The organism is Pedobacter sp. G11 (genome assembly GCF_003860265.1).
In the GTDB taxonomy this organism is placed as follows: domain Bacteria; phylum Bacteroidota; class Bacteroidia; order Sphingobacteriales; family Sphingobacteriaceae; genus Pedobacter; species Pedobacter agri.
Map to the genome: position 1 here is coordinate 3,510,363 of NZ_CP034190.1, position 13,975 is coordinate 3,524,337.

The 13,975-nt window shown below is 38.9% G+C and carries 14 protein-coding genes; 12 read left to right on the forward strand and 2 right to left on the reverse strand.

Annotation, left to right across the window (positions count from 1 at the left end):
- The first annotated feature begins 128 nt into the window (after positions 1-128).
- From EA772_RS15235 to EA772_RS15245, 3 genes are all read left to right on the forward strand, one after another.
- Positions 129-749, forward strand: a complete 621-nt coding sequence (locus tag EA772_RS15235) for a class I SAM-dependent methyltransferase (RefSeq protein ID WP_124913954.1) — start codon at positions 129-131, stop codon at positions 747-749.
- A 39-nt stretch (positions 750-788) separates the two neighbouring features.
- Positions 789-1,076: a hypothetical protein gene (locus EA772_RS15240; protein WP_124913955.1), complete on the forward strand. Its 288-nt coding sequence runs from the start codon at positions 789-791 to the stop codon at positions 1,074-1,076.
- Positions 1,077-1,217: 141 nt separating this feature from the next.
- Positions 1,218-1,844: an alpha-ketoglutarate-dependent dioxygenase AlkB gene (locus tag EA772_RS15245; RefSeq protein ID WP_124913956.1), complete on the forward strand. Its 627-nt coding sequence runs from the start codon at positions 1,218-1,220 to the stop codon at positions 1,842-1,844.
- Between the two features lie 407 nt (positions 1,845-2,251).
- On the opposite strand, the gene EA772_RS15250 is transcribed toward EA772_RS15245, so the two are convergent.
- Positions 2,252-3,172, reverse strand: coding sequence for a diacylglycerol kinase family protein (locus EA772_RS15250; RefSeq protein ID WP_124913957.1), 921 nt, complete (start codon positions 3,170-3,172; stop codon positions 2,252-2,254).
- A 57-nt stretch (positions 3,173-3,229) separates the two neighbouring features.
- Between EA772_RS15250 and surE the strand changes: the two genes are divergently transcribed.
- The 3 genes from surE to EA772_RS15265 all read left to right on the forward strand — a co-directional run bounded on the left by surE (position 3,230) and on the right by EA772_RS15265 (position 5,168).
- A complete protein-coding gene (gene surE, locus EA772_RS15255) occupies positions 3,230-3,961 on the forward strand; it encodes a 5'/3'-nucleotidase SurE (protein WP_124913958.1) in 732 nt (243 codons plus the stop codon).
- A 343-nt stretch (positions 3,962-4,304) separates the two neighbouring features.
- Positions 4,305-4,781, forward strand: coding sequence for a RadC family protein (locus EA772_RS15260; RefSeq protein WP_124913959.1), 477 nt, complete (start codon positions 4,305-4,307; stop codon positions 4,779-4,781).
- Between the two features lie 153 nt (positions 4,782-4,934).
- Positions 4,935-5,168 carry a hypothetical protein gene (locus tag EA772_RS15265; RefSeq protein ID WP_246833946.1) on the forward strand — a complete coding sequence of 78 codons (234 nt, stop codon included), beginning with the start codon at positions 4,935-4,937 and terminating at the stop codon, positions 5,166-5,168.
- Positions 5,169-5,858: 690 nt separating this feature from the next.
- Here the strand turns inward: EA772_RS15265 and EA772_RS22380 are convergent.
- Positions 5,859-5,987 carry a hypothetical protein gene (locus tag EA772_RS22380; protein WP_256369994.1) on the reverse strand — a complete coding sequence of 43 codons (129 nt, stop codon included), beginning with the start codon at positions 5,985-5,987 and terminating at the stop codon, positions 5,859-5,861.
- Between the two features lie 766 nt (positions 5,988-6,753).
- Here EA772_RS22380 and EA772_RS15275 point away from each other — a divergent pair.
- From EA772_RS15275 to EA772_RS15295, 6 genes are all read left to right on the forward strand, one after another.
- Positions 6,754-7,026, forward strand: a complete 273-nt coding sequence (locus EA772_RS15275; RefSeq protein ID WP_124913961.1) for a hypothetical protein — start codon at positions 6,754-6,756, stop codon at positions 7,024-7,026.
- 498 nt (positions 7,027-7,524) lie between these two features.
- Positions 7,525-7,701, forward strand: coding sequence for a DUF6496 domain-containing protein (locus EA772_RS22115; protein ID WP_168187569.1), 177 nt, complete (start codon positions 7,525-7,527; stop codon positions 7,699-7,701).
- Positions 7,702-7,917: 216 nt separating this feature from the next.
- Complete coding sequence (locus tag EA772_RS15280) at positions 7,918-8,139, forward strand: hypothetical protein (protein ID WP_124913962.1); 222 nt, start codon at positions 7,918-7,920, stop codon at positions 8,137-8,139.
- 213 nt (positions 8,140-8,352) lie between these two features.
- Entirely contained in the window at positions 8,353-8,667 is a 315-nt protein-coding gene (locus EA772_RS15285) for a hypothetical protein (protein WP_010599324.1), read from the forward strand.
- A gap of 460 nt (positions 8,668-9,127) precedes the next feature.
- Positions 9,128-12,397, forward strand: a complete 3,270-nt coding sequence (locus tag EA772_RS15290) for a SusC/RagA family TonB-linked outer membrane protein (protein WP_168187570.1) — start codon at positions 9,128-9,130, stop codon at positions 12,395-12,397.
- 12 nt (positions 12,398-12,409) lie between these two features.
- Positions 12,410-13,972 (forward strand): SusD/RagB family nutrient-binding outer membrane lipoprotein, encoded by a 1,563-nt coding sequence (locus EA772_RS15295; RefSeq protein ID WP_124913963.1) that lies wholly within the window; start codon positions 12,410-12,412, stop codon positions 13,970-13,972.
- Positions 13,973-13,975 lie beyond the last annotated feature (3 nt).

Below are 13,975 nucleotides of genomic sequence, written 5' to 3' on the forward strand. Positions count from 1 at the left end.
ACTTATAAGTAAATAGCTTAACTTCAAAAAACAATTTAAAGGCGGTCGTGAGATAGCCTTTTTTTGTTCCGCCTCTTTGCAAACTGATGGTATTCGATTAATATCATTTTTTATCTTTGCCAATACACATGAACGGAATACAAGATATACAGGAGACTTTTGGAAATATCGATATTTATCTTTTTGATCAACTGCTTAAAGGCACCTATCAAAATTGTCGCACCGTCTTAGATGCGGGTTGCGGAACCGGACGAAATCTGATTTACTTTCTGAACAATGCGTATGATGTTCATGGAATTGATCATTATCCTGAATCCATTAATCAAATAAAAAGTCTTGTTAAAGAAACTATAAATTTAAAGGCTGCTGAAAATTTTCATATCGCTTCGGTAGAAGATATGCCGTTTGAAAATGACAAATTTGACCTGGTGATCAGCAGCGCGGTTCTACACTTTGCGCAAAGTCTCGGGCATTTTGAGGGGATGTTGTGTGAGATGTGGCGTGTGCTGAAACCAGGTGGCTATCTGTTTTGCAGACTGGCGTCAGATATTGGAATTGAATCTTCCGTGCGGTTTATCGGAAACGGAAGATACATACTGCCTGATGAGTCAGAACGCTTTTTGGTCAATCAGGAAATGCTTATCCGTTTAACCAAAAAGCTTGGCGGAATATTGCATGAGCCTATAAAAACTACTAACGTGCAGAATTTGCGAAGCATGACCACGTGGTGCGTGAGAAAGGGAGAATGAGTAATTTTATGTTCTAGAAATATATTTAAAAGGTGAATTATGGCTTGCATAACGCCCGCTGAACTTGCACTGGTAGCGCGAAGATTGGAAGAGATATTTAAAAATTTCAATATTACGCTTAAAGTTGGTATTCCAAATATTATTGTTATCAATCTACCATACGAGATTTCCTTTAAGGATGAAAATGCTATGAAAGCGTTCGGTTATCAGTCACTAACTGCTGCAGGGATACGATTATATTCTGACTTGGAATTGGTATTTATCGATTTTGCTAAGCGTGAAACTAGTATAATCTTAAAGGGGATACCTAGAGAGGACATAAATTAATAGTCTAGAATTTAATTTTTTAAAACCTTCTAATGTGCCATAATATTATGCTTCAACAGCTCTACTGTAGCTGGTGGAAATCACTTGATATAAATATACCATCAATTAAAACAGTTTCCGCATTTTGGACATTATTAAACAATGGAAACAGCAGTGCCAGGATTATTCCTATTTCCGGATTTTATAAATGAAAGAAAAGAGAAAGATCTTCTTGATGAGATAGACAGCAAAGTTTGGATGGTTGATTATGCCCGAAGGCTGCAATACTACGGTTACAGAAACGAGTTGGAAAGCCCTTATGATCTGGTACCGTTCCCGGTACCACTTCCGGATCAAATCCGACTATTGTCAGATGATATTGTTAGAGAGGGGATTATGGATGATGCGCCTGACCAGGTTATCATTAATGAATATATGCCTGGTGAAGGGATCAGGCCGCATAAAGATCGCAACTATTATGAAAATCAGATATGCGGTGTGAACCTGGGAAGCGGCTGTGTGATGAGATTTATAAAAGGTGCGAACCTGGAAACGATAGATGTTGACATACCGAGGCGCTCTATATATGTGATGCAGGACGATGCGAGAAGAAACTGGAGTCATGGCATACCTCCAAGGAAGAAAGATGTCCTAAATGGTATTGTCCACCACCGGGAAAGAAGGGTATCAATTACCTATCGAAAGGTAAAAGCCTCCAGAGTTCATCCGATTAATCCCGAAGGGAAGGTGGCTGGAATGTTACAGCAACTCTTTGGCATTGTTTTGTGAGCTTTCAGTTAATGCTGAGGTATCAATTGAAGAACTGAATTTACAATTTCCCTTTCTAACGAAAAAATCTCACGATGAAAAGGCTTTAATCTTCTTTCCGTTTGCGTTAACACTTTGGATTCTGCTTAGCGTTTCCAAACGCATTTATGATGTAGCAATTTAGCTCAATTGAATGGATTCCAAAGTAAGTGTAAATTATATTATTTTGGCATTGTGCTTTATAGCTTGAGAGCCCTTGAAATACACACTTTTTTTAATCGCTGCTCAAATTGATTTTCGTTGTTTAGATTTAAAGGTTGATTTGCGACGGGAAAATGTTCGACAATTATCTTAAAATAACATGGGAAAAAGCGAGTATCATCCCTATCAATGCATTTGATGTCCTCTATTTATTCCTATCTAGTTGTTTAGACTAGCTTATCATCTCCAACAATCACCTCGATTAAACTGTGCATTAGGTTTATCGATAGTTTCTTGTTTTTTAAAAAACTTATCTGCTGGTCATCCGTATGGCAATCCTGGCCATTCCACTTAACTTTCATGGATTTGGTTCGGATAGGTTTAATTGGAAATTGACTCGTTTTCCCATTAATGGTGTTCTCTATAAAGGTGCAAAGGCTCTGCCGTTGATTTTTTCGTACCATCACGACATCAAAAAAGCCATCACCTGGATCAGCATCCACTGCCAGTTTAAGATTGGGACCTAGCCTGGAAATATTCATCACTTCGATCAACAAAAAACTGTCCTCTATTAATTTCCCTTCTATTTCCAACGTACATTTTTTGGCTTTATATTGTGTTGCAATTTGTTGTAATAAATCAAGGGCATAGGTTAACTCTTCTTCCGTAGAAGCATTTTCCGGCCGCTGATAATCTTCCATCTGTTTCATTAGTTTCGGGAATATGCCAAAGCCAAAGGACTCCAAAAAAAATGAGGTTCCAGCAATTGAGCTGATTTGACCGATGTCAAATTTCCGGATGTTAAAGTGCTTCCAGCTGGATACATTTTGAGTAACATTTTGTGAGATGCCTAGCGATGTAGCGATATTATTGGCTGTTCCCATTGGGAGCAAAGCAATGGGGCGTTTGAGGCGCAACTTTTTGTTTAATAACCTGATAATTGTCTTCCGTATAGTTCCGTCGCCACCGGCAATGGCGATGAATGAAGTGTCGGGCCTTATATCTTTTAAAGATTTTTTTTCCGATGAGGCATAATCAACTCTAAAGCCTTGTTTTTTAATCAGTTTACCAAGGGTAGTTTTACTGAAGCCTTTTTGACCAGCATTCGGATTATGGATTAACCTTACCTGTTGAGGTGTCTTGTTCATATTCAACAAAACAATGGTTTAACTAGATGGTTTTTAGGGTAGGTAAAATAAAATATTATGAATATACTGATCACCAACGACGATGGAATCTATAGCCCGGGCATTGCGGCTTTGGCTCTAATGGCTAGTGCTTTTGGAAAGGTACGAATTGTAGCGCCTGATGTGGAACAATCATCAATGGGGCATGCAATAACCCATTCCAGGCCACTTTCATATAAAAAGTCGCCAATCGTTTTTGATGGTATCGAAGCTTTTAGGGTTAATGGAACGCCTGCAGATTGTGTAGCACTTGGCATTCATATGTATCCGGATACTGATGTTGTCTTATCGGGGATCAACATGGGGCCTAATTTGGGTAATTCTATGTGGCACTCAGGTACTCTGGCTGCGGCAAAGCAGGCTGTTTTGCTAGGAGTAAAGGGTATTGCTTTGAGTACTCCTGTAGGACAGACTGAGCCAGATTTTGCTGCACTCGAACCATTTGTTAAAACTACACTTAAAATGCTTTTGCCTGTAGAAGATTTGTCTTTGTTCAACGTTAATTTCCCACCATTCCCAAAAGAAATTAAGTGGACACGTCAATCAGTCCGGTTGTACGATGGAAATGTAGTGCCTGGTACAGACCCGATGGGAAGAAAACATTTCTGGATAACGGTAAGCCCATTAGAACCAGCAGACGAAGGCAGTGATCGCTGGGCGGTAGAACATGATTACGTTTCAATCACCCCGCTCAGACTCGATCTAACTGATGAGGCAGAACTAAGGCGGTATTCAACGATCATGCTTTAACTACGGTTTATAAAGAGCTTACTTACACTACAGAAGTTATTCCTGATTGTAAAGTGCAATTCGTAGACTCGCTATCTATAAACTTGTAAGATTGTAGGATAATCTGTTTAAATTGAAATGCTATCATAAATTAGTCAAAATGTCGCTACAAATTTCCTGCACTTGAATCAAGTGGATTGCCAAAATTCAAAGTGAGATATAATGCTTAAGTTTTCCATTCTATTTTTTTGTATGCAAACCTATAAAGGCAGCCTATAATTTGTCAATGGTTTATAAACGGTTGAAAAAACCGCCATTGACAAATTGCCAGCCTTCATTAAACGGTGCATAAAAAAATAGAATTATGGAAAACTATCATGTGCATCAAAAACAACTCTCAACAATTTGTGAAATCGAAATCACCTACCATCCAGATTTCAGAATATCAGATTGTCCTAAAGCAGATTCCAGCGAGGATTTGTATTCAATATTGCGAGAGCACTGGAATTTAAACCAGATAGCGTTACGAGAAGAATTTAAGATTATTTTATTGAGCACTAATCTTCGGATATTAGGTATATCAAGTATTGCATCTGGTGGAATGTCTGCTGTTTCAATTGACAGTAAACTTATTTTCTCCACAGCGCTATTGGCGAATGCCAGAGGAATTGTTTTGGCTCATAACCATCCCTCTGGTAATTTGATACCAAGCCAGTCTGATATAAATATTACAAAAAAAATCAAAGACGGTGCAAAATTGCTAGATATCGAGGTGTTTGACCATATCATCTTAACAAAGGATAATGGCTACTATTCATTTGCAGATGATGGGATATTATAATCCCATCTTTACTTGTTTTCGCTGCGTGAGTTTTCTAGCGTTAAAAAATCTGTCGGTGGGGGATACCCCTTCAGCATGAAATTTTTAAATAATTTGTTTTTATGTTATCTTTATCTGGACCCTTTAATTATTATATCGCTAAGTAAACTTCTCATGAGGACCGGAGTCATAGTTTCCTATAATAGTGTGATCAGGTGTGGCGTCATCAAAGATGCCAATAAACACAAAATCAGGTTTTACAATGAGCATCCGGATATTAGGCTCAAAGTACTTGATGTGGTCAGGTTTTCCGTTGGCTTTGTTGATAATGCGTTGAAGGCTGTTAATGTCATTCCAGTACTTGACAAAAATGGATCAAGGGTTTCACTGGCAATGTTAGTCAACTAATGCGAAAATTTAAAGGATAGCTTTTAAATAATGCCTTCTGAATGCTTATCGAAAGTAAACTAAAGGAATATTGATAATTGGGCTCACAACTTAATAGCGTCCAATTGTCTTGAGTAAATTTGGAATTCTTCCAAATGAATATTGCTTTGTTAATTTTTTTGATCAGAACGCATTTGAATTCACGAATACTGATCGTTATATATTCCCCTTTTTGTTTTTTGTTGATTTGATGCATCAGAAATTAGTGAAGATAATTCAATTAAGGTTAGGTAGCGATTCACTCATTCCTAAAACCTTTAGTTTTAGCGTCAATGTGATGAAAAAGGGGTAATTTGTTGTTACTGAAATGTAGTTTATACTCTTCAAACTATTCTTTCCCATACTGAGAAATTCTCAATTTCAATACCAGTAAAGTATTCTGGATTGACACCTTGCAGACGGACTTACCGCCCAGTGGTATAATAACCAATCAAAACCCAATAGAAATTATCAACCGTTAGATGCTACGTTCTACCTCCACTATTATTAGGTGAGGCAATACTTATTACTTTATCACCATCCGGAAATGCACCAATAAAAGATATTGGTACTAAGTACATAAGCCGCTTTTGATGCAAGCGATAATTTTAGCATAAATCAAGGTGGGTATTTTTCTTTCTCCAGTCAGGGAGTATTCTTCCCCCTTCTTTATTACGTAACCTTTAAAGCATTGTTAATCCAAATTCTGAAACGGTTTTTATCGCCTTTAAGGGATTCGATGGTGACCAAGTCTGAACCAATTTTGATTTCTTTCTTTTCTGTTGCTGCTTTACTATTCATGAAGCAAATATTCCTAATATTTTAAGTAATCTAAGGAAAAGTTTTGCGCATAAAAAAGGCCCCACGTTAGCAGGGCGCTTAATATTTTTTCTAATTTGTCAAGCGCTCTGCCTTCTACCTGCAGAGCGCTTTATCAATCTATCGTCCCGGAAAGATTAAGTAATCAAAATTAATTGTTGCGGCCTGTATACTATATAGCCCTTTTGTGTCATAAAAAGCCTTACGAATTGAGTGTAAGGCTTTATAATTCAACAAACGCAAGGGTATGTATCGTCCTTGCAGTTAAAGTCACCCTATCCCATCCGGGCATAAGTTAATAAATGGTATTATTTATAGATCGCATTACAAAAATATTAGTTTGTCAAATTTGATAAATAGCCCTTTTGTATCACGAAAAAATTCGCTTGCTTCTGAAAGACCTCAACTAGCTAATTGCACTAAGAAGACAAACTGGCTTTCAATTTAATTATCTCTTGAAATCTTCTCTAAAAGGAAAAGCAAACTATCATAGCTATGCCAATTCACAAATTGTAAATACCAATTTATCAAGACAAGGATCGCAAAATATATCAGCAAGTGAATAGGGTACAACTTCATATTATGCCTCCTCATTTTAATGGTCACGTAGGATTCTCATCAGGAAGTAAGTCACGGCCGACCCCTTCTGGTTCTGCTTTTGTTTGGTTTCCCCATCCGTATCTCTCTCGTATTTTTCCGCAATTAAATCTCAACATAGGTGCACTTCGTATATCTTTATAACCAAACTATGATGAAAAGCGAAAATACATTCGGTCTGGAGTCAGAAAGTCAACCTACAAGATTATCCAAAGGCCAGTCAAAATCTAAAATCAAATTTGTGCGTATCGGCCGACAGTCGACTTTGAGCGATCTGGCTAATGTTAAGCTTGGTACTTATATAAAAAGTGATAGCGACTTAAAAGGTAAAGTCCTTCAGATAGATATTGTAGAGATACGCCATGAACGCCATTATTATTATAGGTTAGAAAAAGGGGCTGGAACCATACTCATCATTAGATAATTGTAACAAAATTCTAATTTTAACGGGCATCATCAGCTAAGAACAAACATATTTTATCGATAAAGCGACTTTCGTTTCCGAAGTATGCGCGTGTTATCACAAAATAGTTCTTTTTGAAGGGTTCGGAATAATTCATTAGAATCTGTTTACCGAAGCCATCTGACTTTAACTATCTCTGGTGGACTACTTTTTAATTTTAGAAATTTTAAAACTTGGCTGTTTTCTTCGCCTTGATTTATATTGTAATTCTTCTTAATCGTAATCAAGGTTTTTGATTTTTGCAAAACCATGTTGCTTAGAAAAGCGTTTTTATAAACCTGTAAATTCACTTTTTGATTATACCGGATTTGGAAATAATCCTATAGGTATGGCTGGTCAGCCGTAGAAATTACGCCGGCTTATATTATTCGGCCCCGATGAACTAAGTTACCTAGCGGGTGCAACGATTCTTGTGACTAAAGGATGTACTATAATTTAAACACTGTTAACAATATAACTATGGCTAAGTATTCAAAAAAAGCATCTGAAAAAGTAGAAGAAACGATGCATGAAATGAAAAAAGGAGAGCTTAAATCCGGAAGTGGTAAAAAAGTTACCTCTAAGAAACAGGCAATCGCGATTGGACTTTCAGAGGCCAGAAAGGACGGCGCCAAGGTGCCTAAAAAAAAATCCTGATGTAAGTGTGTCATGTAAGCATGATCTGAAAGCTGTTAAACTAGTTTTAACAGCTTAATTTTTGCAGGATTAATTCCAGTGTTGTAACTCAGTGGATTGTTCGCTCATAGGCAGAGGTAATGATTTTAATATTTCTTACCACCTGCGGGAATATTAACTAAATTACTATCTTTTAGTGGGTTACCTTAATAAATTTCGTGGTGTAAAAGGTAAACAATGTTAACCTCAAAACAAAACCACATGAAAAATTTATTCAAATTAGGCTTCCTGGCCTTCGCATTATCTTTGTCAATAGTTTCTTGTTTAGAAAAGAAAGCCGATGGTGCTGACTCAACCACCATGGATTCTACATCGACTGATACCATGATGCAGGATACGATGTCCAAGGATACCATGATGACTGATACGACAATGAAAGACACCATGAGTAAGATGTAATTTTCATAACGTATTCTAAAGGGTTTCTGTTTAAAAGCAAAAACCCTTTTTTAATTAGTAGTGGTGCTGCTGGTGGTGATGTTTGAGGAATGGCTTTCCTCTTATAAGAACTTGTGGTGATTAAGAAAATAAACGTTAAAATTATTATAGCTCATTTTCAAGGCTTTACTTTTTAAGGCTTGCGCAGATGGAAACTGCTTTTATTTTTGCGCTATGACTGTAACTGTACTGGCCATACTGGAGACTGATTTTAAGCCGGAAAAGAATTTAGCGAAGGTAATGAACGACCGATTGATGCGGACGGCGAGGGATCTTCAGGAAGTTCATTTTAAACCGTTATCAGGCAGGGGTTTTTCTTCGGATGATCTGGTAGTGTATATCAGTTATAATCCCAAATATAAAATCCGTTTCCGGATTGTGAATGATGTTCCCGCTGACATCGAATATTTTGTGGCCGAGTGTTGCGGAAGGTTGGGTTATATTCTGTGGAAGGCGAATGCGATCGGGGTGAGCAGGGCGGACCTTTAACAAACCTCTACTGACTAAACGGAATCTAAATACCTAGTTTTCATGTTCATTATAGCTCACGCTTCCAGGCCGGCCCCTTCTATATCTTTTGTGCCAAAAAATACCGAAGTTCTCCCTGCAAAGCGCTTACATAGTACTGTTGCGATTCCTTTGTCAAGGATGTTTGGAGCCGGCAACATCTCAAGACATATCTGTCTATAAAATTTGTATTAAATTAATTTGCTTATCAGGATTAACCCTGGGTTAATTTTTTTTAAAATATTTGTTGCAATTCCTCATCGCTGGTTTGCGATAATCTTATATTCTTTTTTCAATTAACTGATTATAAGCGATTTAATCATTAAATAGTGAGACTAAAACTTATTTTCTTTTGGTATTTGTGTTAATATGAGTTTAACATATTCTTTATCTTAAAAGTGAACCTTTGCGGCAAGGAAAGGATAACTAATTAAAAAAACTGATGAAGAAAATTTTACATGAAAAGTATAGGAAGCAAAAGTCCTTTTATCCAATGTGGATTAAAGTAAGCTGTATTCTCTTTCTTTTTTTAGCCCAGCCTTTTAGCCTGTTTGCTGGTGGAAAACTGATCTCAAATTACCAAACCCAACAAAATGTTACGATTAAAGGTAAAGTGGTTGATGATGCCGATAATCTGCCTTTGCCTGGAGTAACCATAATGGATGGAAACAAAAGGGTATTTGGTATTACCAATAACGATGGAGAGTATGCCATTAGCGTGCCTCTGGGAACTGAATTAAATTTCAGTATGTTGGGTTACACGGTAATCAAACGCCTGGTATCGCAAAATACAGGTATCCTAAACATTCGTTTAAAATCAGGAGACAATACTTTAAATGAAGTTGTGGTAACTGCTTTAGGTATTAAGCGGGAAGAACGTTCTCTGGGCTACGCTACTACGGTTGTAGACAGCACGGCGCTTACCAATGCGGTGGCCAGTAACTGGACTGAAGCCCTTTCGGGTAAGGTTGCTGGTTTAAATTTGGTGCGCAATAGTGGTCCTGCCGGGTCAAACAAAATTATTCTTCGTGGAGAAAATAACCTTACAGGCGATAACGAGGCTTTAATTGTTATTGATGGTGTGGTTGCAAGCAGTAGCGCCCGACGCAGCAGTCCAACTGGTGGTGGCGTTTATGGTACTTCGGGCGATATTATGCCTGCAGATTTCGGTAGTGGTTTAAACGATTTAAATCCTGATGATATTGAGAACGTAACGGTATTGAAAGGACCTGCAGCTTCGGCCTTGTATGGTCAGAGAGGTGCAAATGGTGCGATCATAATCACGACCAAATCAGCAACGCTAAATAGAAAAAAACTAGGTATTACGTTTACTTCAAATAGTGCGTGGGAAGAGGTAAACAGTGGTCCGGACAGGCAACAGGAATTCGGAGCAGGTGTTTATGGTAATTCTTATTTTTCATATGGTACAAGTCCTGATGGTCCGAGTACTAATGCTACCAGTTCTACCTGGGGGCCGCCATTTTCTTTAGGAAGTTCGTTTTATCAATACGACCCTGCAACCAAAGCAAGAGGTGTTGAGCGTACCCCATGGGTGGCTTACGAAGATCCGGTTGATGCTTTTTTTACAACGGGGTTCGAGTCGAGCAACTCTTTAAGTTTAGATGGAACTTACAAGGGTGTCGGGTTGCGCCTGTCGGCCAGCCACGGCAATAATGAGTGGATTGTACCCAATACAGGTCTGGAAAGAACAACGGTAGCCTTAAATGCAAATACCACAATCGCGAAAAAACTGACCATCAATTTTAAAGGACAATATAGCAACCGGCATAGTGATAACTTACCGGCCACGGGTTACGGTAATCAGTCGCTGATGTATTGGTTTATGTTTGCGCAGCCAAACGTAAACGTAGATTGGTACAGGGATTATTGGGCTCCAGGAAGAGAACTATTGCAATTCCAAAATATTACGACAACGAATCCCGAAAGTCCTTATGCAATTTCAGAGCAATATCTGAACGGGCAACGGAGGAATGGGTTTTTAGGAAATTTATCGGCAAACTACAAAATCACATCTGATTTAAGCTTAATGGTAAGGGCATCTGGTGATTTAAACAATGATGTGCGTGAAACCAAACGTCCATGGGATGCTTCAGGAAATAAATTTGCACAGGGTTCATTCAGGTTGGCTAACATCCGCTCGTATGAAATCAGTGCTGATTTCATGTTGAGATACAATAAAAAAATTGGTAAAGATTTCCAGGTTACTGCAACCGTCGGCGGAAGCCAGCTGCGTAACAGCTATAACAGGTTGGAAACACGTGCCGATGGATTAATTATTCCAGGTGTTTACGATTTGAATAACAATAGAAGCCCTTTAGTTTATGCCCCTGATACGGCCAGATATAGAATTAACAGTTTTTATGGAACAGGATCCCTAGCCTACAAAAATTATCTTTATTTGGATATTACGGCTCGCCAGGATTGGAACAGTACCTTGGCAACCATTACCAGAACAGATAATGTTGGCTTTTTCTACCCATCTGCAAGTTTGGCCTTTATTGCCTCAGATTTCTGGAAACTACCAGCATCAATCAGCTATGCTAAATTAAGAGGTTCAATTGCTCAGGTAGGAAGTGGAAGTACAACACCTTTCAGAACAGAGTATACTTATCTTTCGGCAGCCGATGGAATTTATCCGGATGGTGCATTGAACAATACCAGAATTCTGCCAAATCCAAATTTAAAACCTTTAATAACAACTACTGTAGAATTGGGATTAGACTTAAGGTTGTTTAAAAACCGACTGAACTTCGATCTAGCAGTATACTCTGGAAACACTAAAAATCAAATTCTGAATAGAATTGTAGATAAATCAACTGGTTACAATGTACAGGTAGTGAACATTGGACGGGTAGATAATAAAGGAATCGAGTTAGCTGTAAATGGTACACCAGTTCAAACTAAAAACTTTAAATGGACACTGAACGGAACTTTTACTGCAAACAGAAACAAAATTAAAGAGTTAGCAGATAGTTCTTTGGTGTTGAGAACAGGTGCTTTGGGTAGCGGCCAGGTAGTGGCCAACGTTGGTGGAAGCATGGGCGACATTTTCGGAAGAGGGTACCTGCGTGCACCTGATGGACAAATTGTCTACAATCCAAGTACTGGTGTAGCCTTGGAAAATCCGGATTTAATTTATTTAGGCAATACCACTCCGCAGTTCAGATTTAGTTTTGGAACGGGAGTAACGTATAAACAATTTAGCTTATCTGCATTGTTCGATGCGCAATTGGGCGCTGTTGGTCATTCCTTAACTTTCTCAAGAATGGCCTCATTAGGAAAACATGCCATTACCGTTCCAGGACGATACAATGGTGTAATTGGTGATGGCGTGCTGCAAAATGCTGATGGAACCTACCGTAAGAATGATGTGATTGCTACTGATATTGCGGCATATTACGAATCCCTTTATGGAAGTGGCCAGGCAGAAGGCAGTATCTTCAAAACGGATTATTTGAAATTCAGAGAGGCTAACCTTACCTACACATTCGCTAACAAATTCACTAAGAAATTGGGCCTGAGCAAATTATCGTTAGGGGTTTACGGTCGTAACTTATTTATCTGGTCGGAGTGGCCAGCCTTCGATCCGGAATTTGGAACACTTGCCGGTTCTGATATTGTACAGGGCTTTGAAGTGGGGCAATTGCCTTCGACCAGAACTTATGGTGCCCGTTTAGTTGTCGGTCTTTAATCTATAGATATCATGAAAAATAATAAAAATATAATCTATTTGCTGTTAACCATTCTTTCCTTATCGACAGTTTCTTGTACAAAGGATTTTACGGAGGTGAACACAGATCCAATAGGCAGAAGAACTGCTGAAGCACACCAGTTGCTTACACCCGCACTGGTAAACGTGCTCAATGCCAACATGGTGCGCAACTGGAATTTCAATAACCAGTTGATGCAGGTAACGGTTGAAATCAACGATTCTGAAGGAAGGGTATTTCGCTATGACGTACGTAGAAACCAGGCCGATTATACCTGGAATAACTGGTATACCAACCTAACAGACTTAAGAGATATCTACACCATCGCCAGCCAGCCGGGATCGATAAATAAATCTTACCAAGCGATATCACTGATTACACAAAGTTGGGTTTATTCGTTGCTCACTGATACTTATGGTGATGTGCCTTACTCGGATGCGAATTCTGGCAAAGCAGATATCATGGAGCCCGCATTTGATAAACAACGGGCAATTTATGAAGATATGTTTCTAAAACTTGAGCAGGCCAATCAACTTTTAAAAGAAGGTACTGCCATTGTGCCTACCAGTGACCCTGTTTTTAAAGGAGATGTTTCTAAATGGAGACGTTTCGGCAACTCTTTGTACCTAAGGTTGTTATTGCGTGTAGCCGGTAAGGCTGAAGTTTCGGCTACTACCATCGCCAAGATCAAACAAATGGTAGATACTGCGCCAGCAGAGTATCCGGTGATGGAAAATAATTCCCAAACTGCCAGGATTTTATGGAACGGAACAAACAGCAGCACCGCTGTGTTTTCTTCCCCATTCATGGTAAATATCAGGGCCGTTGATTTTAGAAATATGCCAGTTTGCGATTTCTTCTTGGGGAAACTGGTAAACTGGGATGATCCTCGTGTTGATCCGGCTTTAGGTACCGCAAGCGTGCCGCGTTTCGGACTTGATAGGGGACCAGATGGATGGGTTGGCGTTTCGAGTGGTTATTCCCCAGGATCGGGGGTGGTGCAACAAACGCATTTCAATTCAGATACGGAAAATAAACTGACCTTACAAACCGACGTAAACACGGGGATTATCATGAACAGTGCCGAGGTTGCTTTTATAAAAGCTGAAGCTGCGGCTAAAGGATGGATTTCAGGTCCGGTTCAAAACTACTACTATAAAGGAATGGCAGATGCAATTAATTACTGGATGCCTACTTACATTACCAATCCTACGGATGCTAATTTTCAGAATTATATTAATACCGCTGGGTTAACCTGGGATGCTACTTTGCCATTAGACGCCACTGCTTTTGGGAGCAAAAGCCAGATGGAATCTATTCTGGTACAAAAGTATTATGCAATGTTTCTGGTCGATTTTCAACAATGGTTTGAATATAGACGTACAGGGCATCCCATCCTTCCTAAAGGCCCTGGTTTAGTGAACGGCGGACGGATGCCAGCCAGGTTAAATTATCCATTGATTACACAATCTACCAACCCAACAAGTTACAGAAACGCTGTTGCTGCCCAAGGCGCTGACGACATTAATACATTAGTTTGGTGGCAAAGACCTTAAGCC

Coding starts and splice junctions, on each gene's coding strand:
- EA772_RS15235 (WP_124913954.1), top strand. CDS start 129: ATGAACGGAATACAAGATATACAGGAGACTTTTGGAAATATCGATATT.
- EA772_RS15240 (WP_124913955.1), top strand. CDS start 789: ATGGCTTGCATAACGCCCGCTGAACTTGCACTGGTAGCGCGAAGATTG.
- EA772_RS15245 (WP_124913956.1), top strand. CDS start 1,218: ATGGAAACAGCAGTGCCAGGATTATTCCTATTTCCGGATTTTATAAAT.
- EA772_RS15250 (WP_124913957.1), bottom strand. CDS start 3,172: ATGAACAAGACACCTCAACAGGTAAGGTTAATCCATAATCCGAATGCT.
- surE (WP_124913958.1), top strand. CDS start 3,230: ATGAATATACTGATCACCAACGACGATGGAATCTATAGCCCGGGCATT.
- EA772_RS15260 (WP_124913959.1), top strand. CDS start 4,305: ATGGAAAACTATCATGTGCATCAAAAACAACTCTCAACAATTTGTGAA.
- EA772_RS15265 (WP_246833946.1), top strand. CDS start 4,935: ATGAGGACCGGAGTCATAGTTTCCTATAATAGTGTGATCAGGTGTGGC.
- EA772_RS22380 (WP_256369994.1), bottom strand. CDS start 5,987: ATGAATAGTAAAGCAGCAACAGAAAAGAAAGAAATCAAAATTGGTTCA.
- EA772_RS15275 (WP_124913961.1), top strand. CDS start 6,754: ATGATGAAAAGCGAAAATACATTCGGTCTGGAGTCAGAAAGTCAACCT.
- EA772_RS22115 (WP_168187569.1), top strand. CDS start 7,525: ATGGCTAAGTATTCAAAAAAAGCATCTGAAAAAGTAGAAGAAACGATG.
- EA772_RS15280 (WP_124913962.1), top strand. CDS start 7,918: ATGTTAACCTCAAAACAAAACCACATGAAAAATTTATTCAAATTAGGC.
- EA772_RS15285 (WP_010599324.1), top strand. CDS start 8,353: ATGACTGTAACTGTACTGGCCATACTGGAGACTGATTTTAAGCCGGAA.
- EA772_RS15290 (WP_168187570.1), top strand. CDS start 9,128: ATGAAGAAAATTTTACATGAAAAGTATAGGAAGCAAAAGTCCTTTTAT.
- EA772_RS15295 (WP_124913963.1), top strand. CDS start 12,410: ATGAAAAATAATAAAAATATAATCTATTTGCTGTTAACCATTCTTTCC.